The 23,362-nt window shown below is 36.1% G+C and carries 22 protein-coding genes; 10 read left to right on the plus strand and 12 right to left on the minus strand.

The window, feature by feature from the left end; genetic code table 11:
- Positions 1–86 precede the first annotated feature (86 nt).
- Both QOL71_RS13715 and QOL71_RS13720 read left to right on the plus strand, forming a co-directional pair.
- Positions 87–917, plus strand: coding sequence for a sulfite exporter TauE/SafE family protein (locus QOL71_RS13715; protein WP_283417480.1), 831 nt, complete (start codon positions 87–89; stop codon positions 915–917).
- On the plus strand, positions 917–1,303 hold the full coding sequence (locus QOL71_RS13720; protein ID WP_283417481.1) for a DUF1634 domain-containing protein: 387 nt from the start codon (positions 917–919) through the stop codon (positions 1,301–1,303). The genes QOL71_RS13715 and QOL71_RS13720 overlap by 1 nt, the downstream gene beginning before the upstream one ends.
- Positions 1,304–1,376: 73 nt before the next feature.
- Here the strand turns inward: QOL71_RS13720 and gloA2 are convergent, their stop codons facing one another.
- The 4 genes from gloA2 to QOL71_RS13740 form a co-directional block, all read right to left on the minus strand.
- The gene (gene gloA2, locus QOL71_RS13725) at positions 1,377–1,754 is read right to left on the minus strand and encodes an SMU1112c/YaeR family gloxylase I-like metalloprotein (protein WP_283417482.1); all 378 of its coding nucleotides are present in this window, start codon (positions 1,752–1,754) and stop codon (positions 1,377–1,379) included.
- 5 nt (positions 1,755–1,759) lie between these two features.
- Complete coding sequence (locus QOL71_RS13730; RefSeq protein WP_283417483.1) at positions 1,760–2,287, minus strand: hypothetical protein; 528 nt, start codon at positions 2,285–2,287, stop codon at positions 1,760–1,762.
- 1 nt (position 2,288) lies between these two features.
- Positions 2,289–3,152, minus strand: coding sequence for a subclass B3 metallo-beta-lactamase (gene bla, locus QOL71_RS13735; RefSeq protein WP_283417484.1), 864 nt, complete (start codon positions 3,150–3,152; stop codon positions 2,289–2,291).
- A gap of 140 nt (positions 3,153–3,292) precedes the next feature.
- Entirely contained in the window at positions 3,293–4,351 is a 1,059-nt protein-coding gene (locus QOL71_RS13740) for a diphosphomevalonate decarboxylase (protein ID WP_283417485.1), read from the minus strand.
- Positions 4,352–4,839: 488 nt separating this feature from the next.
- Here QOL71_RS13740 and QOL71_RS13745 point away from each other — a divergent pair, with 488 nt between their 5' ends.
- From QOL71_RS13745 to QOL71_RS13755, 3 genes are all read left to right on the plus strand, one after another.
- Complete coding sequence (locus QOL71_RS13745) at positions 4,840–5,745, plus strand: ABC transporter ATP-binding protein (protein WP_283417486.1); 906 nt, start codon at positions 4,840–4,842, stop codon at positions 5,743–5,745.
- Between the two features lie 66 nt (positions 5,746–5,811).
- On the plus strand, positions 5,812–7,122 hold the full coding sequence (locus QOL71_RS13750; protein WP_283417487.1) for an ABC transporter permease: 1,311 nt from the start codon (positions 5,812–5,814) through the stop codon (positions 7,120–7,122).
- Positions 7,123–7,169: 47 nt separating this feature from the next.
- Positions 7,170–7,634: a lipocalin family protein gene (locus QOL71_RS13755; protein ID WP_283417488.1), complete on the plus strand. Its 465-nt coding sequence runs from the start codon at positions 7,170–7,172 to the stop codon at positions 7,632–7,634.
- 34 nt (positions 7,635–7,668) lie between these two features.
- Here QOL71_RS13755 and QOL71_RS13760 read toward each other — a convergent pair whose 3' ends face one another.
- Both QOL71_RS13760 and QOL71_RS13765 read right to left on the minus strand, forming a co-directional pair.
- Complete coding sequence (locus QOL71_RS13760; protein WP_283417489.1) at positions 7,669–9,021, minus strand: DEAD/DEAH box helicase; 1,353 nt, start codon at positions 9,019–9,021, stop codon at positions 7,669–7,671.
- Positions 9,022–9,053: 32 nt separating this feature from the next.
- On the minus strand, positions 9,054–10,220 hold the full coding sequence (locus tag QOL71_RS13765) for a sensor histidine kinase (protein ID WP_283417490.1): 1,167 nt from the start codon (positions 10,218–10,220) through the stop codon (positions 9,054–9,056).
- A gap of 126 nt (positions 10,221–10,346) precedes the next feature.
- Here QOL71_RS13765 and QOL71_RS13770 point away from each other — a divergent pair, with 126 nt between their 5' ends.
- Positions 10,347–11,222 carry an aldose 1-epimerase family protein gene (locus tag QOL71_RS13770; protein ID WP_283417491.1) on the plus strand — a complete coding sequence of 292 codons (876 nt, stop codon included), beginning with the start codon at positions 10,347–10,349 and terminating at the stop codon, positions 11,220–11,222.
- 51 nt (positions 11,223–11,273) lie between these two features.
- On the opposite strand, the gene QOL71_RS13775 is transcribed toward QOL71_RS13770, so the two are convergent.
- Entirely contained in the window at positions 11,274–13,271 is a 1,998-nt protein-coding gene (locus QOL71_RS13775) for a S9 family peptidase (protein WP_283417492.1), read from the minus strand.
- 84 nt (positions 13,272–13,355) lie between these two features.
- Between QOL71_RS13775 and QOL71_RS13780 the strand changes: the two genes are divergently transcribed.
- Together QOL71_RS13780 and secG are read left to right on the plus strand one after the other, a co-directional pair.
- Positions 13,356–13,979 carry a T9SS type A sorting domain-containing protein gene (locus tag QOL71_RS13780; protein ID WP_283417493.1) on the plus strand — a complete coding sequence of 208 codons (624 nt, stop codon included), beginning with the start codon at positions 13,356–13,358 and terminating at the stop codon, positions 13,977–13,979.
- 64 nt (positions 13,980–14,043) lie between these two features.
- Positions 14,044–14,382 carry a preprotein translocase subunit SecG gene (gene secG, locus QOL71_RS13785; RefSeq protein ID WP_283417494.1) on the plus strand — a complete coding sequence of 113 codons (339 nt, stop codon included), beginning with the start codon at positions 14,044–14,046 and terminating at the stop codon, positions 14,380–14,382.
- Between the two features lie 59 nt (positions 14,383–14,441).
- On the opposite strand, the gene QOL71_RS13790 is transcribed toward secG, so the two are convergent.
- From QOL71_RS13790 to QOL71_RS13810, 5 genes are all read right to left on the minus strand, one after another.
- Positions 14,442–15,041 carry an HD domain-containing protein gene (locus QOL71_RS13790; RefSeq protein WP_283417495.1) on the minus strand — a complete coding sequence of 200 codons (600 nt, stop codon included), beginning with the start codon at positions 15,039–15,041 and terminating at the stop codon, positions 14,442–14,444.
- On the minus strand, positions 15,041–15,724 hold the full coding sequence (locus QOL71_RS13795; RefSeq protein WP_283417496.1) for an XAC2610-related protein: 684 nt from the start codon (positions 15,722–15,724) through the stop codon (positions 15,041–15,043). The genes QOL71_RS13790 and QOL71_RS13795 overlap by 1 nt, the downstream gene beginning before the upstream one ends.
- Before the next feature lie 9 nt (positions 15,725–15,733).
- Positions 15,734–16,426 carry a dipeptidase PepE gene (pepE, locus tag QOL71_RS13800; RefSeq protein ID WP_283417497.1) on the minus strand — a complete coding sequence of 231 codons (693 nt, stop codon included), beginning with the start codon at positions 16,424–16,426 and terminating at the stop codon, positions 15,734–15,736.
- A gap of 464 nt (positions 16,427–16,890) precedes the next feature.
- Positions 16,891–18,135 carry a hypothetical protein gene (locus QOL71_RS13805; protein ID WP_283417498.1) on the minus strand — a complete coding sequence of 415 codons (1,245 nt, stop codon included), beginning with the start codon at positions 18,133–18,135 and terminating at the stop codon, positions 16,891–16,893.
- Positions 18,136–18,168: 33 nt separating this feature from the next.
- Entirely contained in the window at positions 18,169–20,613 is a 2,445-nt protein-coding gene (locus QOL71_RS13810) for a TonB-dependent receptor plug domain-containing protein (protein WP_283417499.1), read from the minus strand.
- Positions 20,614–20,897: 284 nt separating this feature from the next.
- Here QOL71_RS13810 and QOL71_RS13815 point away from each other — a divergent pair, with 284 nt between their 5' ends.
- Both QOL71_RS13815 and QOL71_RS13820 read left to right on the plus strand, forming a co-directional pair.
- The gene (locus tag QOL71_RS13815) at positions 20,898–21,452 is read left to right on the plus strand and encodes an L-threonylcarbamoyladenylate synthase (protein ID WP_283417500.1); all 555 of its coding nucleotides are present in this window, start codon (positions 20,898–20,900) and stop codon (positions 21,450–21,452) included.
- A gap of 488 nt (positions 21,453–21,940) precedes the next feature.
- A complete protein-coding gene (locus tag QOL71_RS13820) occupies positions 21,941–23,362 on the plus strand; it encodes a CCA tRNA nucleotidyltransferase (protein WP_283417501.1) in 1,422 nt (473 codons plus the stop codon).

Here is a 23,362-nt window from a genome sequence, read left to right on the forward strand (position 1 = left end):
GTTAATAGGCTATATATGAATTAATTATTTATAAAAAAATCATTATTTACCGGTCAAAATATTTTTCAAAACTCTATATTTGTCCCATGTCAGAAATCATAATTCTATTTATTGGAGCTATCGCTGCGGGATTGATGGGTTCTCTTACAGGATTGGGCGGCGGCGTTATTATTATTCCTTTATTGACACTAGGTTTTGGCGTACCGATGCATTATGCGATTGGTGCCTCTCTTGTATCTGTGATCGGGACTTCTTCAGGTGCTGCTGTTGCTTTTGTGAAGGAAGGCTTTACCAATATGCGAATCGGGATGTTCCTGGAAATTGCAACTACGATGGGCGCTGTTGTTGGCGCATTAGTTTCTGGTTTTCTTAATCCTAATACTATCGGGATTATTTTTGCGAGTATTTTAATTCTTACCGTATTATTAAATCTTAAAGGAAAGCCCGACCATCAGGAAGAATTAATTAAAGGAAGTCTTGCTGATAAACTCAAGCTTTATGGGACTTTTCCAGATAAAGATGGCATTAAACATTATGCTTCCAGAAATACAATTCCTGGATTCTTAATGATGGTTTTTGCAGGTGCAATGTCCGGACTTCTGGGAATCGGTTCCGGTGCGCTGAAAGTTCTGGCAATGGACAACATGATGAAATTACCGTTCAAAGTGTCTACGACTACGAGTAACTTCATGATCGGTGTAACGGCTGTTGCCGGTGCTTTGATCTATTTCCAGAGAGGACAGATTATTCCTGTGATTGCAGCTCCGGTGTTGATTGGGGTTGTAGTCGGAAGCTTTATCGGTTCCAAAACTTTGATGATTTCGAAAACTAAAAAACTGAAAACATTTTTTGCGATAGTCATCACATTACTTTCGATTTATATGATGTATAACGGTGTTGCCAAAAATTTCCAATAATGAGAACAAGACCATTTACCGATGTTGACCTGAACCGTTCAGTTGGAAATCTTTTGAGATTAGGCGTTATTCTTTCCGTGGTGACTTCTCTTATCGGCTTTATAAAGCTTTTTACAGAAGGTTTCAAAATGCCTAGAAAGTACAATCTTTTAGAAATGGGAGACTCGTCGGAAAAAGTCTGGGGAAGTTTCTGGGATTCGCTTTGTAAAGGCGAAGGAATGGCGATTATACAGCTTGGTATTTTGCTTTTGATCTTAACACCTCTCGTAAGAATTATCTTCGCATTAATCGGTTATCTGAAAGAAAAGGATTACACATATGTTATCATTTCAATGATTGTTTTAACCATTATGATTGTAAGCTTCCTGACAGGTTATGCCCATTGATTATAAATGATAATTGATAAGCGATAATTGATTTTTTAAAAGTCTATCATCTTCCGTCTATTATCTTGTAAGTCTAATTCTCATAAAATTCCAGAGGCAAATTATCCGGATCTGTGGTGAAAAAGAATTTTCTGTCTGTAAATTCATCGATCCTAATTTCTTCACAGTTCAAGTCTTTTTGGATTAATTCATCTCTTTTATTTTCTACACTTTCAACTGAAAAAGCCAAATGACGTAGTCCGCAACTTTCTGGTTGTGAAGGACGTTTTGGAGGATTTGGAAACGAAAATAACTCAATAACGTAATGATCTCCGATTGCTAAATCCAGTTTGTAGGATTGTCGTTCTTCACGATAAACTTCACGAATAATATTAAGACCTAAAACTTCTGTATAGAATTTTTTGGAAACTTCGTAATCGGAACAAATGATGGCGATGTGATGGATCTGCATTTTAATTATGTGATTTTGTTTATTTTAAATCCTAATTTAGCTTTTATTTCCTGAAAAGGGTTAAGTTTCACTTTACCTTTATTTTCAATATTATATTTTGAAATTTCATTTCTTATTTCATAATAATTAGAATAAAGCTGTCCCGGAATAATGAACTTAACTTTTCTGTCTTTAATAAACCAAATCGCTTCAACAGGAACATTTCTTGTCATCTCATTAATTAAAATATAATAATCAAAATCCTTTAACTGAAGATTATGATTAAAGATTGGAAAGAAATAATTAACCTCAATATTAGACGGATAAATCCGGATTGTTTTAAAATACTTGAGAAGATAAATAGGACTCCATAAAAAACCAAAAAGACCAAGAGGAATCAATATTCTGCCATAGATGTTTTCTGACATATAAGTATTGACAAACCCATCAAAATCTGTAATTACCAATTCTGTCATCTTATAATAGAATATCAGAATAAATGCAAAACAAAACAATACTGTAACGAGCATTGTAATCTTGAATTTCGATTTCAAATCAATTTTCTTCTTTTAATTTGGTTAAATAATCATCTTCCAATTCCTTCAGATACTTAAAATAATTTTCCTTATCCATAAACAATTTCGGATTGTAAGCATCGCCTGGTTTACGTTTCTCGTGCAAATCGAATTGACTGGCATGAGAAGCGACCCAAACATCAAAATCCAGCTTTTTCATCGCATCAAAAGTGTAAGCATAATCTTTTTGAATCTCAGGATAAGTGTGAACATCAGAAAATTTGTGGTCAATGATGATGGACGGCATATTGGCAATCAAAACTTTATAAGTCCTGTCTTTATCTTTGGTTTCGAAGATAAAACTGCAGGAACCTTTTGTGTGACCAGGATGATGAAGCAAAGTCAAAGTCGTATTTCCTAATTTGATTTTGTCATTGTTTTTCAAGAGAAAATCAGGCGTTAATGGCTTAAAAGTCACCCCATATTTCCCCAACTCGTAATCCGATTTCCCACCGGATTTCAACTCAGCCAGTTCCGCCTTGTCTACATATAGTTTTGCGCCCGTTTCTTTTTTGATATCAGCCATTGCGCCCATATGGTCAAAATGAGCCTGAGTCAAAGTCAGGATTTTGATGTCTTTATATTTGAATCCTAACTTTTCAATATTTGCTTTGATTTGCGGGTAAGAATCGGCCAGTCCTGTATTGATAAGGATATTTCCTTTATTCGTAACAATGAGATAAGACGCCAGATCATAAGTTCCGACATAATACAGATTCCCGACAATTCTGAAAGGTTTATAAGGCTGTGACCATTTTTCAGGATTGTTTTTTGGTTCGGTTACCGTTTGTGCATTTCCGAAAAAGGAAATGATTAATAGAAATAATATTGTGAGTCTTTTCATAAATAAGAATAGTTATTATCAACAATTTTGTCATTCCGGAGGAATCCCAACACAAAAGAATATGGCAGTTTAGATTCCTACGGAATGACAAAATACTGTTTTATTATTACGTTAGATTTTCACTTTTTAACTTCTAACATCTAAAACCTCATCACATCTTTCACTACTCCACCTTTCTGTGTCAAGGGAATCAGTTCTGTTTTGATGAAGTCTGTGATTCTGTCGTTGTCGATATCATTCGGGAAAAGCAAATGGACGTTCGCTCCTGCGTCTAACGTGAAAAACAAAGACAAACCTGTAATTCTTCTAAACTCCCAAATTTTATTAATCACTTGCAAAGTTCCCGTTTGCATTAGGATAAAAGCCGGCTCGCTCATCATCATCATTGCGTGAAGTGTCAAAGCTTCGTGCTCAACCAATTTGATGAAACCTTCCATATCACCTGATGAGAGAATGGTTTTCAGTTTGGTAAAATTCTCGTGAGCTTCCTTGAAACGTCTCTCGGCGTAAGGATTGGTGTTCATTAATCCGTGACCAACGGTTGAAGAAACAGATTTTTGGCCTTCGTGAATCAACAAAACCCAATCATTGAAGTTTTTGAAAATCGAATGGATTTCCTCATTCGGATATTGAACAGCAAACAAATCCGAGCTTCCTTCCACTTCTTCGGTTTCCCCCCAAACTACCAAACCTTCATAAAGACTTCTGCAAGCACTTCCGCTTCCTAATCTTGCTAAAAAGCTGGCTTTTTGGTTGATGGTTGATGGATGATGGTTGTCGGTTGAAAATAGTTGATCCAAATTCATCAGACATTTTGCAATTGCTCCAAAACCTGAAGCTGAGCTTGCAATTCCTGAACTGTGAGGAAATGTATTTTCGGTTCTGATGATATATTTTCCTTTCAGAATCCAAGGCAGATATGGCTCGATATTCTTGAAATATTTTTCAATTTTCTCAGCGAATTTTAGTTCTTCGTTTCCTGCTAAAAAAGTTTGCACCGAAAAATCTTCTCCGGCAAAAAATTCCATGATCGTATTGGTTCTGCAATGGTTCAAAGTATAACTAATACTTGGATTGGCAGGAATTTGATTTTCGTATTTTCCCCAATATTTAATCAGTGCAATATTGGAAGGGCAGCTTGCGGAAACGAGTTGATTGGATATCTGGAATTGGGAATTTCCCAAAAATTCTTGAGTCATATGGTTGGCTTTTGGCTTAGGCAAATTTAAAATAAAATAGTTGTTTATGGGAATTTTGAACGCAAAGTCCACAAGTTTTTTTTATAAATCTCAAACTATAAAGTCCGCAAAGACGCTCACGTTTATCAAAGAAATAATAGATTTGATTGACGAAAATTCAATTTTTCTAATTTAAGATTAATTAGATACTCAGACTTAATAATTTTTCTGTTTCATTCCGCAGGAATCTCTACAAACATTGTTTAGATTCCTGCGGAATGACAAACAACAGTTCTATTATCATCTTTTCTGTAACTTTTTTGTCTTTTTTAAACTAATTTTGTGAGGTTTTAAAATCGGTTGAGAAGAAAGACAAAACCTTAACATAGCCCCGATTGTAGTGTAAATCCTTTTTCTTTTCAGAAAAGAAAAAGATTGCAACGGAAAGCGGGCTGATAAAGTGAACCGAAGGACAAATATTGTTGCTCCTAAAAATAAAAAATATCTGTATGCTGAAAGCAGAACATATCAAAAAAACATACAACGCCGGGAAGAAAATTGCGCTTCAGGACTTTTCGATTGAAGTTCCGACTGCCAGTATTTATGGGCTTTTGGGGCCAAATGGCGCCGGAAAAACATCGTTTATCCGAATCATTAATCAAATTACACAAGCTGATGAAGGCAATGTTTGGATTGATGGCGAAAAACTGAATCCGGAACATATCAAAAATATCGGTTATATGCCGGAAGAACGTGGTCTTTACAAGAATATGACGGTAGGTGACCAGCTTTTGTATTTTGGGGAACTGAAAGGAATGTCCCGACAGGAAGCACTTTCGCAGGCTAAATTCTGGTTCGAGCAACTGAACATCGACCAATGGTGGAAGAAAAAACTGAGCGAACTGTCCAAAGGAATGGCACAGAAAATTCAGTTTGTGGTAACGGTTTTGCATCGTCCGAAATTATTGATTCTGGATGAGCCTTTTTCAGGATTTGACCCAGTGAATGCGAACCTCATCAAAGACCAAATCATTCGTCTGAAAAACGAAGGAACGACAATAATCTTATCAACTCACAGAATGGAAAGTGTAGAGGAAATGTGTGATTTTGTAGCGCTTATCAACAATTCTAAGAAAGTTCTGGACGGGAAAGTTTTTGATGTTAGGGAACAATTTAAGCAGAATGTTTTTTCTGTGGTTTTATCAGATGTGAATTCTGAAAATCTGGAAGAACTGACGAGAAAATATCAAATCAAAAATCTTGGAACTGCTAATGGTCTTTTCAATTTTGAATTGAAAAATACAGAAAATCAGAATATTTTGCTTCAAGACCTTCTTAAAACAGGAACGATAAGAACCTTCAATGAGAAAATCCCGAGTATGAATGAGGTTTTCATTAATGCTGTTCGTGGTTGATTGTTGTCTGTTGACAGTTGATGGTCTTTGTACTTTTTACATTTTACTTTATACATTTTACAATAAATGAAAAATATATTCCTCATAACGAAAAGAGAATTTCTGACGCAGGTTAAGAAGAAATCTTTTATCATTCTGACACTTCTGGCTCCGCTGATGATTATTGGATTTGGTGCTTTGATTGGCTTTATGTTCAAGGCTAACGAAGCGGAATACAAATTCGAAGTGGTTGACAAAAGCGGAATCTTTGCCGGCCAACTAAAATCTACAAAAGATATTACTTACACTTTTGTCCCAACCAATACGGAAAATGCATTGGTTAAAAATCTGAAAGAACTAAAAGGTTCGGACGGAATTCTCATCATCCCTGAACTGAAAGACAAGAATTTTAATGAATTGGAAAGCGGAACAAAATTATTAACCAATAAGAAAATTGGTGTAGATACGAAAAGTGCGGTTTCCAGAGATTTGAGCGAAATTTTGAAAAAAGAAAAAATCAAGATGCTCGGAATCTCTGAAGACAGAATTGTCAATCTTGATAAAAGTTTCAAAATCATTTCTCAAAACGTAACGGAAAGCGACCGACCGGAAAGTGACCTGGCTTTCGGAATTAAGACTGCGTTGAGTTTTGGATTGATGTACGTGGTTTTTATGTTCATTATTATATACGGTGTTCGTGTGATGAGAAGCGTTTTGGAAGAAAAAAACAACCGTGTTGTGGAAATCATCATCTCGTCTGTAAAGCCATTTGAACTGATGATGGGCAAAATCCTGGGTGTGACTTTGGTTGCTTTAACCCAGTTTATTATTTGGATTGCGATGTCTGTAACTGCAGCTTTTTTCCTTAATACAGGATTCGCGGCGATGCAGAAAAATATTCCGGCGGGACAAGAAGAACTAATGAAAAACCTGGATTTTCAGCAAATCGCAACCGAAGTTTCTCATATTCTTTTGGATATGAATTATATAGGAATTATTGGTGTTTTTGTATTTTTCTTTTTGTTTGGATACATCTTTTACAGCTCGATGTATGCAGCAATAGGAAGTGCTGTTGATAACGAAACCGAAACTCAGCAATTCACGATGTTTGCGATTGTTCCGTTGATGTTAGGTCTTTACGGAAGTTTCACTATTATGAATAATCCAGATGGACCAATGGCTTTTTGGTTATCGATTATTCCGTTTACTTCGCCAGTTGCGATGATTGCGAGGATTCCGTTTGGTGTGCCGCTTTGGCAGATTTTGTTATCGATTTTCCTATTGATTGCTTCTACCCTATTAATGGTTTATATTGCGGCGAAAATCTACAGAGTGGGAATTTTGATGTATGGGAATAAAGCGACTTTAAAGGAGATTTGGAAGTGGATCAGGAGTTGATTTTCTTCATTGATAAATTTTCTTTTTATTTGTGAAAAATTAATACCGTGAAAAAACTTCTCATATTTGCTTTAATTTCATTAGTAATTATTTCTTGTCGAAAAGATGATGATGAAAGGTCAGAATCACTAATTGTGGGAACATGGAAACTCATTGACCAGAAAACAATTTCCGGAAAAGACGGTTCGGTTCTCTATTCTAATACAATTCCTGCATCAGACTGTATAAGAAAGTCAAACTACATTTATAAAAATAATGGAATTTTTATAGGAGAATATTTCCGTAATTCGCAAACGGGAGAATGCGGAAATATTGCTTATCAAGAAGAGATGAATTATATTTATAATGATTCTGAAAAAACAATTTATTATAAAATAGATGGAATCACTCATGATATAAAAAATGTTTATTCCTTAACTAAAACTGAAATGCAAATTTTAGTAAATGATAAAATGGATGAAAACGGTGATGGAACTCCTGATAAAATACTTAGAATTTATATTAAAAAATAATAAAAAACGCCTCAGAAAATTCTGAGGCGTTTTTTTATTTCTTTCTCTTAGATTTAGATTTCGCTTTTTGCTGCGCTCTGTTTGCACCAAATTTCTTAGGAGCCTTACGTTTACTCGGTCCACCAAGATTGATTTTCTTATTTTTGTCTTTTTTCTCGTGGAAAGCAGATTCGCCTTCGTTAAGCTTGACATTAGTAAGAAATTTCATTTTTACTTCATCCTGTTCAGAAACGATTTTGACTTTCGAAACAGTTACTTCTTCCGGGAATTCAGTTTTGTTGATTTCTTTATCCATCAATAATTCGATGTCCAAAAGTTGTGCTTCTTCTTTTTTGGTAAAGAAGGTTACTGCGATTCCGTCCTTTTCCGCACGACCTGTTCTACCGATCCTGTGAATGTATTGTTCAGGAACTTCAGGAACTTCAAAATTGAAAACGTGAGAAATATCCGGAATATCAAGACCTCTCGCCATAATATCCGTTGTAATCACACCACGAAGTTCTTCATTCGTGAATTCCTGCATCACTCTTAACCTGAAATTCTGAGATTTATTCGAGTGAATTACACCAAATTCTCCCGGAAATTCGTGATCTAATTTATCAAAAATCAAATCGGCGTGCTTCTTATTATTGGCAAAAATCAGGATTTTCTCCAGATTGTCTTCTGTTTTCAGAAGATGAATCAACAAATTGAGTTTTGTATTGAAGTTTTCTACAGGAATTGCAGTCTGTGCAATTTTCTCCAAAGGTGTACCTGATCTTACCAAAGAAATCTCAATTGGAGAAGCAAAATACTCATTCAAAATTTCATCCAAAGCTTCGGTCATTGTAGCAGAAAAAAGAATATTCTGTCTCTTTTCCTTCATCATTTCGAAGATATGCGTCAGTTGCGGACGGAAGCCAAGATTCAACATTTCGTCAAACTCATCGATGATTAATTTGCTTACTTCTTTCAAGGAAATGGCATTATCAATCGACAAATCCATGACACGACCTGGTGTTCCAACCAGAATATCACATCCGTCATTAAACAGCAATTTCTGTGTATTGATATTCTTTCCACCATAAACTCCGATAACTCTTGCAGTGATATTTTCCGTCAGTTTTTCAAGAACTTCCGTTACCTGAACTACCAATTCTCTTGTCGGAACGAGAACCAAAACCGTTGGATTCCCAGTTTTGTTGTATTTCCAGGTTTTGAGAACAGGAAGCAGATAAGCCAAAGTTTTCCCGGTTCCGGTCTGTGCAATTCCCATTACATCACGTCCGGAAAGAATGGGTTTCAAACTCTTTTCTTGAATCGGAGTTGGTTCAAAAAGATTGAGGTCAGCTAAAACATCAAGAATTTTTTCCGGTAAATCGAAATCTGCAAAAGTGGTTTTATTCATTTTGCAAAGATAAGCTTATTTTTTTGTTGATATTATTTCTGATTTTCTCTCAGGATAATTCTGAAAGTTGTGCCTTTTCCAACTTCAGAATGGGCAATTCTCACATCACCTTTATGATACTCGCTGACAACTCTTTTTGTCAAAGAAAGCCCTAATCCCCAGCCACGTTTTTTGGTAGAGAATCCTGGTTTAAAGGCATTTCTGATCTGCTTTTTAGTCATTCCACTGCCTGTATCAGTCACATCGATATAGATATTTTTGTTCTTTTTGTAAAGAGACAATTCCAATTTTCCTTCGCCTTTCATTGCATCGACTGCATTTTTCACCAGATTCTCAATCACCCAGCTCATCAGGATTCTGCTATGTGGAATGAGAACTGGCTCATAAGTTTTTCTGAGAGTAAATTCTACTCTTGTGGAAATTCTCTTCTTCAAGTAATCATAATTCTGCTGAACAGTTTCGTTGATATCAAGGTCATTAAGTTCAGGAATAGAACCAATTTTGGAGAATCTTTCGGAAATGGTTTTCAATCGGTTGACATCCATTTCCAGCTCTTTGACGCCCAAACTGTTTTCATCTTCGAGCTTCATAATCTCAACCCAACCAATCATTGATGAAAGTGGTGTTCCGATCTGATGCGCTGTTTCTTTCGCCAAACCAGCCCAAACAAAGCCTTCATCCGTTTTTTTCAAAGTTCTGAGAAACCAGAAGGAAAAAGCCAGATAAGCTCCTACAAATAATGCTAAGACATAAGGATAATAACGGAAATAATTCAGTAAATCTGAGTTATCATAATAGATATATTGATTTTGACCTGACGGTAATTCTACAACGAATGGATCGTAAGAATTCTCCATTTTCCGAATCAGATTCTTTAATTTCAAAGTATCCTGTTCTATTTCTGCCGGGATATTGGCTTGGAATATTGGCGTCTTGTTTTTATCAGTAACAACAATCGGCAGATTTGTATTATCCTGCATTACAGCAAGATACAACTCCTGAATTTTAGGATCAGCAGAAATATCATCATCTGTGTATGCTTTAAGAGCTGTACCAATAAGATTGATTTTCTGAATCTCCTGTTTACGAAGCTGATCAATCATCAGGAAAGAAGAAATTGCAATTCCAAAAACAATAGCAGTCAATATAAAATATACGACCCAGCTATTGATACGTTTCAGAAAATTAAATCCTTTCATTATTGCTTATAAAACGGCAATTTAGGAATTTATTATATAAAATCAGGCGTTAGATTTTAGACATTAGATATCAGATCAAAAATTCCAAGATTAATACTGATATTTGTATTAGAATAAATTAACAAAATGATAACGATTCAAAATAATAGACTTAAAGCCACACTTAATGAATTGGGTGCAGAATTGATTTCACTCATCAATCTCGAAAACGAAGATGAAATAATGTGGGAAGGCAATCCTGATTTCTGGGGTGGTCAAAGTCCTGTCCTTTTTCCAACAGTTGGCGCTTTGAAAGATGACAAATACATTTTTGAAGGTCAAACTTATGAATTGCCGCGTCATGGTTTTGCAAGAAGAAGAGTTTTTGAAGTGAAAGGATTTTCTGAAAATGAAGTTGTTTTTGAATTAAATTCTGATGAAGAATCTTTGAAAATCTATCCTTTTGAATTCAGTCTGGAAATCAAATATACTTTGACAGAAAATAAACTGACAGTTTCTTACAATGTCAAAAACCTTTCTCAAAAAGAAATGTATTTTTCTCTTGGAGCGCATCCGGGATTTGCAATCGACACAGAAAATGGATTAAATTATAACGATTATGAAATCGCTTTTTCTGATGATGAAAAACTGGAAATCCATCCTTTAGTTGATAACCTGATCAGCAATGAAACGCAAACCATTAAACTTTCTAATAAAACACTTCCTTTATCTTACGAGTTATTCGCAAAAGATGCTTTGGTAATGACAAACATGAAAAGCCGGGAATTGATTCTAAGAAACAAAAAGAATCATCATAAGATTACTTTTACTTTTTCTAATTTCCCCTATTTCGGAATTTGGGCAGCAAAAAATGCGGATTTCGTTTGCCTGGAACCTTGGCAAGGAATTGCAGATCTGGAAAATCATAATCAGGAACTGACAGAGAAATTTGGGATTTTAAAATTGGAAAAGAATCAAGATTGGAAAGCTGATTGGGCTGTTAAGATTGAACAATTTTTATAGCAAAGTCACAAAAAACCCCTTCAGAGTTTGAAACTCTGAAGGGGTTTCAATCTATAAAGTCTCCTTCAGCCAGTCAAAGAATTCTCTCTGCCAAACCAAACCGTTTTGCGGATGTAGAACCCAATGGTTTTCGTTCGGGAAATAAAGGAATTTTGTTTTAAGGCCTTTCAGTTTTGCAGCCTGAAAAGCTTCCTGACCTTGCTCATAAGGAACGCGGAAATCTATTCCGCCTTGGATAACCATAATAGGCTTGTTCCATTTGTCCACAAAATTGCTCGGATTGAAATCTGAATAAGCTTTAGGCGTTGGTTTTGACCAATAATTCCCTCCCAAATCCCAGTTAGCAAACCAAAGTTCCTCTGTCGTTCCGTACCAGGATTTCATATCAAATAATCCGTCATGCGCGATAAATGTCTTGAATCTGTTCTCGTGAACGCCAGCTAGCATGAACACAGAATATCCGCCATAACTCGCACCAACAGCCGCTACTCTATTTCCATCGACATAAGGTAAAGTTTTTGCAAAATCTGTTGCTGACAAGTAATCTTTGATCGGTTGTCCACCCCAATCGCCACTGATTTGTTCATTCCATTTAACGCCCCAACCTGGCATTCCTCTTCTGTTCGGCGCCACTACTATGTAACCGTTTGCTGCCATCAAAGCGAAATTCCATCTTGTGGAGAAAAATTGGGTTAGTGCCGATTGTGGTCCACCTTGACAATAAACCAACGTTGGATATTTTTTATTCGGATCAAAATTTGGTGGATAATGGAACCAAACGCCCATTTCTTTCCCGTCGGTGGTTTTCACCATTTTCAGTTCCGATTTTCCTTGAACTAATTTTGAGTAATTATCTTTATTAATATCTGTAATCTGTTTCAAAACTGAACTTTTCAAATCAACTTCAAACAAATCCGCATTATGATTGATATCGGTTTTTGTAACCCAAAGTTTTCCTTTGTTCTCCAAAACAACATCATTAATGTCAAAATCTCCTTTCGTCAATTGTTTTACGGTTTTGGTTTTGACATCAACAGAAAACAACTGTTTTGTTCCTCGGAAAGCTGAAGTAAAATAAATCAATTTTGAATCCGAAGCCCATTTTACATCGCCGGTTACACTTTCGTCCCAGGTTTTGGTAAGATTGGTTTTAGCTTTGGATTTCCAATCCATAATGATGATATCGTTTTTGTCTGCTTCGTAACCGTCCCTTTCCATTGAATTCCAAAGCAGGAATTTTCCATCATTACTGAATTTCGGATTCACATCGTAACCCATCATTCCTTCAGTTAAATTCGTACTTTTTCCGGAAGCCAGATTATATGCGAAAATATCTGTATTGGTACTTTGAGCATATTCTGCACCAGATTTTTCCTTTGTCACATAAAGCAATTCCGAAGAATCCGGACTCCAGACAAAATCCTCGGCGCCACCAAATGGTTTCTGAGGCGAATCAAAAGCTTTCCCTTCCAACAGATCTTTTGCTTTGTCCGCGGATTCTGAAACATTAGCCACAAAAACGTGATTGTAAGAACCTTCGTTCCAGGCGTCCCAATGACGATGATTCAGGTCTGTATAGATTTGAGCCGTTGTTTTTGGCAGATCTTTATATTTATCTTTTCCTAAAACATCTTGAACTTTTACTGCCTTGCTAAAAGCTATTTTTTTACCGTCAGGAGAAATCACAATGTTATCAACTTCTCCTATATTGTAGAATTCTGTCCAAGTTTTTCCGGAATCTTTGGATTGAAAAATCTTATTATTCTCAAGTGCATAAATTCCGTTTTTGTCCCATTGGATCAGGTTTTTCTTTCCTAAATCAATTTTGACAGATTTTCCGGAAACATCAAGCCAGAAAGCTTCTGAATTGGATTTTTCGGTTTTAAGGTCGGTTTTGCTGATTTTATAAATCAGAGAAGAATTGTCCGGAGAAACGGACTGAACACCTAAGCGGTTAAGTGTCCACATGATTTCCGGTGTCATTACCTGTTGTGCGTTCATCATAAAAGGCGCTGCGATTGCTACAGCAAGAATCTTTTTTAATTTCATTATATAAGTAATTGATTTTGAAAAAACTCGGACGAAGTTATTAAATTATTATGTAAATTTGAGGATAAGCAAAAAACTAATTCTATGAAAAAACTTTTACTCTTTTCCTTAATCACTTTTTTTCAATTGACATTTGGTCAATTTGAGAATCTTCCGCAAAAAACGGTTTATTTCAAACCACCAACGAACTGGACCAATGTCTGTTCTTACATGAATTTCATTGATCCAATTGTGACAATCGATTTTTTTCCTCCGGGTAATCAGATGACGGCTGCTTGTGAGGGTTGGTACAAAACAAGTTATGCTTTTAATAAGGCTTATGTTGAGTTTAACAATTGTAATTACATTAGTGGATCTCCTAATACTAATTATTTATATTATTCGTTAGAAACCGAAAATGCTGTTTTCTATGATTATTCTGCAGGACCAATTTCTAATCCGCCGGCTTGCTTACTGGCTGTCAATGGTCCTTCAAAAAAAGTGGCGATTGTAAAGATTTTCCCTAATCCAGTTCAGGATTATGTGAATATCGAATCCGACAAGAATTTTGTTGCTTACGAAATCATCGATGAGTCAGGAAAAATGGTTGTAAGCAAAGATTTCAATTCATCTAAAATTGATATTAGCAATTTGAAAGCAGGGGTTTACTTCATCAAACTAAAATCACTAAGCAATGAAACGAATGTTGTGAAATTTATTAAAAAATAAGTTTTCGTTTATTGATTTATAATCCATATATTTGCGCTTCAAAATTATTATTTAAGACGATACTATGAGCACAATATTTACGCTGTTTATGATTCTAATTATCATTGCTAGCATTTTATTAGTTATCATCATCATGGCGCAAAATCCAAAAGGCGGCGGTCTTTCCGGAACGTTCGGGGGAGCTTCTTCTGCTACATTCGGGGTACAAAGAACCAATGATTTTATGGAAAAAGCAACCTGGACACTTGGAACAACTATTGTAGTTTTGATTTTGTTAAGCATTATCCTTACGGGAAAACCTTCACAGCCAGCTCCAACAATGCCAACGCCGGTAAAAACTGAAGCTCCGGTAAAAACGCCTACAAATAATGCTCCTGCAACTCAGGCACCAGCTACTAAGTAATTAAAATATTTATAAAAAAATGCTTCCAAATTTGGAAGCATTTTTTGTTTATATGATATCTATTCTTGCTCTATTATTAGTTTTTTCGCATCAATACATTTAGAAATCAAATGATGAAAGCATTCTGCCATATCATCCGATGCCCGGCAAATTGCATTTTCCAGCATATTTCTTACCTGTCTCTCCGTAACAGCAGCCTCTGTCCAGCTTTTACCCGATGTATATGAGTTGAGAATAAAAGGCATAATCCTGTCGATCGCACAAGCAAAAATGGCGTCCGGTGTTGTTTCTTCTTCAAACTCGATCCAGAGGTTATAAAATTCTTCGGCGACCGGTTGATCCAAAATACCGAAAATTTTTTTTGCAGCCAATTTTTCTCTTTCGAATTTACCCTTCATTCCTTCTTCATCAAAAAGAAAAGTATCGCCGGCATCAATTTCTACCAAATCATGAACTGACAACATCCTGATGACTCTCAATAAATCGATTTCTGCATTGTTTTTTGCATAGGGAAAAAGGATCTGAGCCAGAATGATAATCTGCCAGCTGTGTTCTGCCGTGTTTTCTCTTCTGGAGTCATCAGCATTATAATTTCTTCTCTGAACGTTTTTCAAGGCATCGACTGCGAGGATGAAATCTATTTCTTTCTGTATTTTCATTATTCTTTGTAATAATCTTTGATTTTATATTTTTTCGATTGACTTACCCATTTATTGTTTATGAGATTTCGGGTTGTGACTGTTACATATTCTCCATCCATTGCATCTTCTTCCATTTCGTAAACTTTCTGCAGGCCTTTCTTCGGAACAACCGTATATTCTGTTGTGATATGCCAGCAACATCCAGATTTGGCAAAAGTTATAATTCTTTTTCTTTTGTGATCTGTTTGGAACATTCCTAGATTCTCGTAAGCTAAAGCCGTTAATTCATTACTAAGAACAAATTGTTTCCTGGTGGAATTGTAAACATAAACATCATAAGACGGTCCACCATAGCCGCTTTGGTTTCCATTCCTGATCGCAAGATCTTCCGAACCATCAAAATTGAAATCATCAAAAATCAAAGGACTCTGCTCATTGTAAAGCTGAATGATGTTGACGCTTGGTTTCTGGTTCTGATTGAGATAAAAATAAAGATCTTCCGATGTCAATGTCTGAAAAATCTGTTTCGATCTTTTATCAATTAATTTGATTATGCCTTCTCCACTGCAGGTATCGCCTTCACAGCTTTTAACAGACATCTGTACATCAAATCTTTTAGAACCGTCTTTAATCTCAAATTTTGCCTGTGCAATATAGAACTGAGCGAAGATGATCAACGGAAAGAGAACAACTTTTTTCATTGATTTAATTTATAGTTCGGTTCCGGATGTTATTTCGTAAGGTTCTTTTCCTTTTTCAAAAATCCTCGTCAATTCTGAACCTTCCACTGTTATTTTATTATTAATTCTTCTGATCCAATTGCCCTCTCTGAGTCCTATAACCTTGATATCATTCTGGGTGAGAAATTCTTTGATCCTGGTTTCTCTGGTTTCTCCGTTGTGTCTGATCTCAGGATTCGGGTCCAGGTAATGCGGGTTAATATTGAAAGGAACAAGCCCCATACAGTCAAAGCTTGGCGGATAAACGATAGGCATATCATTGGTTGTTTTCATATTGATGCCTCCGATGTTGCTTCCTGCGCTGCAACCTAAGTATGGTTTTCCTGATTCTATATTTTGTTTAAGGACATCCATCAATCCTAACTCGTGCAAAGTTTTCACTAAAAGAAAGGTATTACCTCCGCCTGTAAAAAAAGCTTGTGCTGAATTCACAGCTTCCTCTTTATTGGTGAATTCGTGAAGACCTCTGACACTGATACTGATGGACGAGAAAAATTGTCTTGCTTTTGCGGTATAATCATCATGTGAGATCCCGCCCGGTCTTGCAAATGGAATGAATATCAATTCATCAATTCCATCAAAGAGATTCCCGAGCTGCGGTCTGAGATATTCTAAATATTGTCCGCCAAAGAGTGTGGATGTGGATGCCAGAATGATGTTCATGTTGATTGTTGATTGTTGATTGTTGATTGTTGATTGCAAATTTCGGGAAATGTTTTTTTAATATTGGAAAACTCTATTGCAAGTTTACACTAAATTTCAAAAATATCATTCTTAAAGTGTAATAATAGAAAACAGTATAGAAAGAACAGAAAACTATTTGGTAACCATAGAAAATTTTGTTAAAACAAGATAAGACTATACTGTGAGAATATAAAACTAGATTGAAATAATATAAAATCACATCGCTATAAATGAAAAATATATTGTAATAATATATAACAAAACTGCAGAAAGTTAAAACTAAATTAATGCAATATAAAACTATATCTTCAGAACTGAGACCGAGATTACAGAAATGTCCACCGTAATACAGACTTTATTTCAAAAAAACCTGCAGAAGATCTGCAGGTTCAAAAATTTTTGATTTGATATGAAGAAAAAAGAAATTTTCTAGAAAAGACAGATTAGTTTCCAGCATCTGCAACGTCAAAAGCGGTAAGTCCAGTCCAACCTTTTGCCCAATCCGGCAGAGCTGTACCATTACCGGCTCCTGTTGCAGTTGTGCTTTTGACATATACAGTTGACATGTCCGGTGTTGGGTTAGCTGTAGTCGCTTTTGCTTTCCATTCGGTACCAATATTAACAAAACGAATATTGTTAAGATAAGCGCCACTTTTGAACCATGTGTACGTTCTATCGGTTTCAAAATCTAATCCTGTAGAGAAATTAGCCAAAACTACATTATCAAATTTACCTGCAGATCCTGCTCTGATCTTCATTCCCTGAGATTCCGCACCTTTGGTGTTACCGATGAAAGTTGCATTTGTAACTGTTGGATTTGACACCCCACCGTTTGCACCGTTTGTAGTATTAGCATCAGTATCCTGGCTGTCCGCTTCTATTCCTCTGTTACCCGGTTCTGCAGCATCCATAAACTGTTTCATTCTTGCAGCATAGATATAGTTTACAGATCCGCTCCAGCTTTCTGTCCAGTCAAAAGAATCATCACCTACTCCTGTAACAAGAATGTGATCTACGTTGACGTTGCCACCAAACATCTCTACACCGTCATCTGCCCCATTGGTAACATATACATAAGAAACCTTTGTTCCACTACCTACACCAAACAATGAAAGACCATTGAATTCTTTTTCCGGATTATACTTGTAGCCAGAATCCTTGATCACCAGATACGTAATGCTTCCTGAATTATCTGTTTTATCTGTTCCACCATAAGTAAGCTCTCCAAGTTCTGAAGTAGAAGTTCCGGCAGCACTTCTGTTGGAAGGTGCGTTTCCAAGAACAACAATACCTCCCCAATGTCCCTGCTTATGAGTAGTTCCCTCGAAAACTACCGGTTGAGAAGCCGTTCCATTGATATAAATCTTAGCCCCTCTTTCTACTATAAGATAACTAACTGTCTTAACAGTCCCGTCACTGTTAAGCTCTCCTGCAGTAACCTGAAATTTTGTTCCTGCCGGGATTGTAAGTGATGCTCCAGCTTTGACCGCTACTTTGCCTGTAATCGTATACGTTTTGGACGGATCAAGCGTGACATTACCCGTGATATCCCCTTTAAAATTATTAGGGTCAACTGACGATGTATTGTCAATGATTTCATCATCATTATTACTACAAGAAACTACAAATACTGTTGTTGAAGCTACCATTGACAAACCAAGGATCGCTTTTAAAAATGTTCTTTTCATTTTATTTTAGATTTAAATTAAATTGTTTATTGATTAGAGTTTGTATGTTAGGCTAACACCTATCTGCCTTCCATTTGTATAATCTTTGTGGGTAAATGTTCCGGCATTGTTAGTTTGCTCAATTTTAGCATGCGGGTTTAACAAATTTTTTGCAGTAATCCCAACATTAATTTGTTTAAGAGTAAGGTTTAAATTGATATCCAGAATATCTTTTGGTAATTCATAAAAATTACCTCCATTATTGGTTCCAATAGCATACAGGTTTTTACCGACACGGGAATAAGACACTACAAGGTCCAGGGTATTGTTCCCGTTCCATTTGTAGTTATAGCCTATATTAGCATTTGCTAAGAAATCCGCAACACCTTGTACGTCATCTTTGGTCTGTCCACTGTACTCCAATGTTTTCCCGTTATTTTCCGCCGCTATCTCATCAGGCGTTTTAAGCTGTTGTTGAGAATGCATATATGTCCCGTTCAGGAAAGCATATATTTTGGAATTATTCCATTTGTAGATATCTTTTCTGATCTCTGCTTCTGCACCGAAGATGTAACCCCAGTTTGCAATATTGAAATATGTCATATCACTAGGCGCTGCAGATGCGTAAGTACTTCTGGCAATAGGGTTCTGAATATATTTCCCAAAGGCCGTCACAGAGATTATTTCGCCTGCTTTTGGGAAAAGCTCCCATTTCAAATCCGCATTATAATTATCAGACGGATATAAATAAGGATTACCATAAATGTTTGTCGTAACATCATAATAAGCTATCGGGATAAGCTCTTTCGGCTGTGGAAGTGTATAAGTTTTTGATGCTGCAAATCTTAAATTCTGTCTGTCATTAATGCTGTATTTAGCATTAATCGCCGGTAAGAATTTGTTGTACTGCTTTGTTTTTTTATTGGTATCAAGAATGTCATTCCAGGCGTTATCAAAATTGATATAGTCAAACCTGGCACCAGCCTGCAATACAAACTTATCCGAAAATCTGATATCTAAATTTGCAAAACCAGACTGAATATTTCTTTTTATACTATATCCGCTTTTTTGAACATTATAAACAAACAAGCCATTATTGTAGGAATTAATATAAGCATCTATATCTTGTGGATCTACAGGTATGGACAAATTAAAATTCATCCCCAAAGTTGTCTGTTCAAATTGCCTGTCTTTGTAAGACCCGTCGTAACCAAAAATCAGCTTATACCTATCTCCGAAGCTTTTGGTGATATAAATATGAGCTAAAGCTGTTTTGTCCTTCAATTCATCAAAATATCTGTGATTGCTGATTGCGCTGCTTGCAAGAAGCTCGTTGGTTTCCCCATTGATCGTGTTCTGTAAACGATCCGGTCTTTTGCTGTTCAATATATTAAAACCTAATCCCCAATCAGCAACCCACGTTTCGCCAATTTTGTGATTCCCGAATAGCTGATTGACCCAAGTATCGGTCAATTTGTTATCCCCTCTGTTGATGATAACATTTTTATCAACATCATAAGAATAGCCCTGATAGATCTTAGCCTCCTGCTGAGAAGAGTGAATGTAATTGGTGGTGAATTTTAATTTGTTATTACTATTCAGTTTATAATCGACATTAAGCAATGCTGTCGTATTGGTTTTATAATCAGAACGCTGAACATTATCGAATTTTTTATTAGGCGTTCCGTCTGCAAAATAAAATCCTTCTTTTCCATCGCTATATTCATATGAATTATCAAAGCCTACATATCCAAAAAAAGCCAATTTTCCAAGGGTAACACCGCCTTCAAAATTCATATTAGAATCAAATGGATTCTGTGCATTTTTAAAATTCCATTTTGTAGAGAAAGGATATTGAACATTAGGATTTCCTTTTCTATAGGTAGTTTCCTTAAATCCAAAAAATCCAGGCCCACCATCCTGTAATTTAAAATTCCCTTTATCAAAAGTCTGAAGATTAATCGAGCTTCCGATCCCTACATTGAAATAAGGTTTTCCAACATGCGTTTTTGAAACAATATCAATATTAGCTCCACCAAAATCACCAGAGAATCTTGGATTATAAACCTTATCAAGCGAAACATACTCAATCATGGAAGTTTTAAAAATCTCAAGATCCATGTTTTTAAATTCCGGGTTTTCTGACGGAATCTCCATGCTGTTCAAAGTAGTCCCGTTGTAACGATCTCCAAGACCTCTAACAAAGATTTGCCCGCTTCCTTCCTGTTTCAGTGTCCCCGTAGCTTTTGTAACAGCAGTTGCCACATCTCCGACACCTTGTTTGGATAACTGAGCTGCTCCTACCCGCTCAATCACTTCAACAGATTTTTTCTGAGCCTGGATGATATTCGACTCGCTGCTTTTTTTTGTGTTACCGATGATCTTAACTTCGTCGATTTTCTTTTCACCTTTCAGAGTATCCTGAGTGTTTTGTGCCAATAAAAGAGACATCGGCATACAAAGAAACAAAGCACTGATGCTTATTGTTTTTACTTTCATTTTTACTTTTCTTTTTTCTTCGTTGCCAAAGAAATGATATGAAAAGCAATCCGAATGTATAAGAATTTTTAAATATTCTTTAATTAAGCATTACGAAATACCGAATTATGTTAAATCAACTTTAACAGGTTAATACTTTTTAAAAATCTGTTCATTTATTGTTAAATTTGCAATAGATAAATTTATCTGCCAATTTTATTAAAACTTAATAGACCAATGAAAATCAATACATTAAGAACTTTAATAGTTATTCATATTTGATTTTTACCAAAATTTGAACTTAAATGGACTTAACTCAGGCAATAGAAACTTTACAATGTGGCGGAACCATACTTTACCCGACTGACACCATCTGGGGAATCGGCTGTGATGCGACCAATCCGGAAGCTATCAAAAAGATATTCGACATCAAGAAAAGAGAACCCAATAAATCCCTTATTATCTTAGTAGAGTCTGAGAAAAGATTACAAGATCTGGTAGATGTTCCGGAAATGGCCTGGCAAATCATCGATCTTAGTGAGAAACCGGTAACCATTGTTTACGAAAATCCCAAGAATCTTCCTAAAGAATTATTGGCCGAGGACGGAAGCGTAGGCATACGGATTGTGAAAAACGATTACTGCAAAAAACTGATTTCAAAACTTAACAAACCTCTCGTTTCAACATCGGCTAATCTCAGCGGACAAAAGTCGCCGATGAAATTCAGCGATATCTCATACGAAATCAAGAGTGCAGTTGATTATATTGTAGAAGATTTTCATGACAAGGTTTCGGAGTTTTCCGGCTCATCCGTTATCAAAGTCTGGAACAATAACCAAATCAAAATCCTCCGCGAATAAAAAAACCGGCGGATGACCTTTTGCAAGACCATCCGCCGGAAAAATAAACTATGAAAAAAAACTACTTTTTGTATTGACCATAATCACAAAAAGAATACCGCATCTTTTTTCATAGCAAAATGTCTGATTCTTAGCTTTTCAAACGAAATCAAAAGACAAAAAGTCTTGATTTTCAAAAATTTGGGGCGTATCTACATATTTTTCCCAGCAGCTTTTCCAAATCAAAAAATATGAAGACTGCGCCATCCGCTCATATCTTTTTCGTCGGCTCGCAAGTCGACAAAAAAGGATAACCGCTTCTATCGCTTACGCAGCTTCGCATAGTAGAAACTTTTCCCAAAAGAATTATCTTTGCAACAAATAATAAAACAAGAACTCCAATTACATTATTTGCTAAGTAAAACGGCTTTGCGTACTTAAAAGCAGTTAGTAGTTTAAATGAATCTTTGCGGACTTTGCGTTTAAATACTCATTTTTGAACTAATAAAATGTTTATCAACCTCAACCAAAATAAAAACCTCAAACTTTTCAAAATTATTTCTGAAGTGTCCGACAGAAACGGACAGTCTGTTTTCGCAGTAGGCGGATTCGTAAGGGATCTTCTGATGAAAAGAAAAGCATCAACCGACATCGATTTCGTTACAGAATCCAGCGGTATAGAACTCGCTGAAAGTATCGCCAAAGAGATTGACCCAAAAACAAAAGTGGCGGTTTTCAAAACTTATGGAACGGCAATGTTTCGTTACAAAGAGCTAGAGTTGGAATTTGTTGGCGCAAGAAAAGAAAGTTACAGCGAGGATTCCAGGAAGCCATCTGTCGAAACCGGAACTTTGGAAGACGATCAGAAACGCAGAGATTTTACCATTAATGCGATGGCGATTTCTCTTAACAAAGATAATTTCGGTGAATTGATTGATCCATTTGGTGGAATGCAGGATTTGTCCAACAAAACCCTGAGAACACCGCTGGAACCTCATCAAACTTATTCCGATGACCCTTTGAGAATGATGAGAGCCATCAGATTTGCAACTACATTGGATTTCGATATTGAAGACAATTCTCTAAAAGCTATTAAAGAAGAAGCAGAGCGAATGAAAATCGTTTCGATGGAACGTGTTATGGTTGAGTTCAACAAAATAATGCTTTCCGACAGACCTTCAAAAGGGTTGAAACTATTGGAAGAAACCGGGCTTCTGAATTATATTCTCCCGGAATTGGTTGCTCTTAAAGGCATCGAAGACATCGACGGACAAACACATAAAGATAATTTTTATCACACATTAGAAGTCGTTGACAATATTTCGGAAAATACAGATAAGCTTTGGCTTCGTTGGTCAGCATTGCTTCACGATATTGGAAAAGCACCGACCAAAAAGTTTGTAGAAGGAACAGGCTGGACATTTCACGGTCACGAATTTGTGGGTTCAAAAATGATAAAATCTATTTTCAAACGACTGAAACTGCCACTAGGAGCAGAACAAAAATATGTAGAGAAATTGGTAAGAATGCACGCCAGACCCATTGCCTTGATTACGGATGATGCTTCTGATTCTGCATTGAGAAGATTGCTTTTTGATTCCGGAGAAGATATGGAAGATCTTTTCACGCTTTGTAAATCGGACATCACGACAAAAAACTATTCTAAACAGGCTCGCTTCAAAAAGAATTTCGAATACGTTGCACAAAAGATAAAGGAAGTGGAAGAAAAAGACCAGGTCAGGAATTTCCAGCCACCCATTTCCGGAGAAGAGATTATGGAAATGTTTAATCTGAAACCAGGAAGAGAGATAGGAATTTTAAAAGAAAAAGTAAAAGAAGCGATTCTTGAAGGAGAAATTAAAAATGATAAAAATGAAGCGAGAGATTTTGTGATTGCTGAAGCGGAAAAATTAGGATTAAATTTGGTTTGA

The sequence above is a fragment of the Epilithonimonas pallida genome (assembly GCF_900182975.1).
GTDB classification, from domain to species: Bacteria; Bacteroidota; Bacteroidia; order Flavobacteriales; family Weeksellaceae; genus Epilithonimonas; species Epilithonimonas pallida.

What these genes read in the sequence shown, in the direction of transcription:
- QOL71_RS13795 (WP_283417496.1), bottom strand. Translation starts at nt 15,724, where the DNA reads ATGAAAAAAGTTGTTCTCTTTCCGTTGATCATCTTCGCTCAGTTCTAT.
- QOL71_RS13740 (WP_283417485.1), bottom strand. Translation starts at nt 4,351, where the DNA reads ATGACTCAAGAATTTTTGGGAAATTCCCAATTCCAGATATCCAATCAA.
- QOL71_RS13775 (WP_283417492.1), bottom strand. Translation starts at nt 13,271, where the DNA reads ATGAAATTAAAAAAGATTCTTGCTGTAGCAATCGCAGCGCCTTTTATG.
- secG (WP_283417494.1), top strand. Translation starts at nt 14,044, where the DNA reads ATGAGCACAATATTTACGCTGTTTATGATTCTAATTATCATTGCTAGC.
- QOL71_RS13790 (WP_283417495.1), bottom strand. Translation starts at nt 15,041, where the DNA reads ATGAAAATACAGAAAGAAATAGATTTCATCCTCGCAGTCGATGCCTTG.
- QOL71_RS13750 (WP_283417487.1), top strand. Translation starts at nt 5,812, where the DNA reads ATGAAAAATATATTCCTCATAACGAAAAGAGAATTTCTGACGCAGGTT.
- bla (WP_283417484.1), bottom strand. Translation starts at nt 3,152, where the DNA reads ATGAAAAGACTCACAATATTATTTCTATTAATCATTTCCTTTTTCGGA.
- QOL71_RS13820 (WP_283417501.1), top strand. Translation starts at nt 21,941, where the DNA reads ATGTTTATCAACCTCAACCAAAATAAAAACCTCAAACTTTTCAAAATT.
- QOL71_RS13770 (WP_283417491.1), top strand. Translation starts at nt 10,347, where the DNA reads ATGATAACGATTCAAAATAATAGACTTAAAGCCACACTTAATGAATTG.
- pepE (WP_283417497.1), bottom strand. Translation starts at nt 16,426, where the DNA reads ATGAACATCATTCTGGCATCCACATCCACACTCTTTGGCGGACAATAT.
- QOL71_RS13745 (WP_283417486.1), top strand. Translation starts at nt 4,840, where the DNA reads ATGCTGAAAGCAGAACATATCAAAAAAACATACAACGCCGGGAAGAAA.
- QOL71_RS13780 (WP_283417493.1), top strand. Translation starts at nt 13,356, where the DNA reads ATGAAAAAACTTTTACTCTTTTCCTTAATCACTTTTTTTCAATTGACA.
- QOL71_RS13715 (WP_283417480.1), top strand. Translation starts at nt 87, where the DNA reads ATGTCAGAAATCATAATTCTATTTATTGGAGCTATCGCTGCGGGATTG.
- gloA2 (WP_283417482.1), bottom strand. Translation starts at nt 1,754, where the DNA reads ATGCAGATCCATCACATCGCCATCATTTGTTCCGATTACGAAGTTTCC.
- QOL71_RS13810 (WP_283417499.1), bottom strand. Translation starts at nt 20,613, where the DNA reads ATGAAAGTAAAAACAATAAGCATCAGTGCTTTGTTTCTTTGTATGCCG.
- QOL71_RS13815 (WP_283417500.1), top strand. Translation starts at nt 20,898, where the DNA reads ATGGACTTAACTCAGGCAATAGAAACTTTACAATGTGGCGGAACCATA.
- QOL71_RS13720 (WP_283417481.1), top strand. Translation starts at nt 917, where the DNA reads ATGAGAACAAGACCATTTACCGATGTTGACCTGAACCGTTCAGTTGGA.
- QOL71_RS13765 (WP_283417490.1), bottom strand. Translation starts at nt 10,220, where the DNA reads ATGAAAGGATTTAATTTTCTGAAACGTATCAATAGCTGGGTCGTATAT.
- QOL71_RS13805 (WP_283417498.1), bottom strand. Translation starts at nt 18,135, where the DNA reads ATGAAAAGAACATTTTTAAAAGCGATCCTTGGTTTGTCAATGGTAGCT.
- QOL71_RS13760 (WP_283417489.1), bottom strand. Translation starts at nt 9,021, where the DNA reads ATGAATAAAACCACTTTTGCAGATTTCGATTTACCGGAAAAAATTCTT.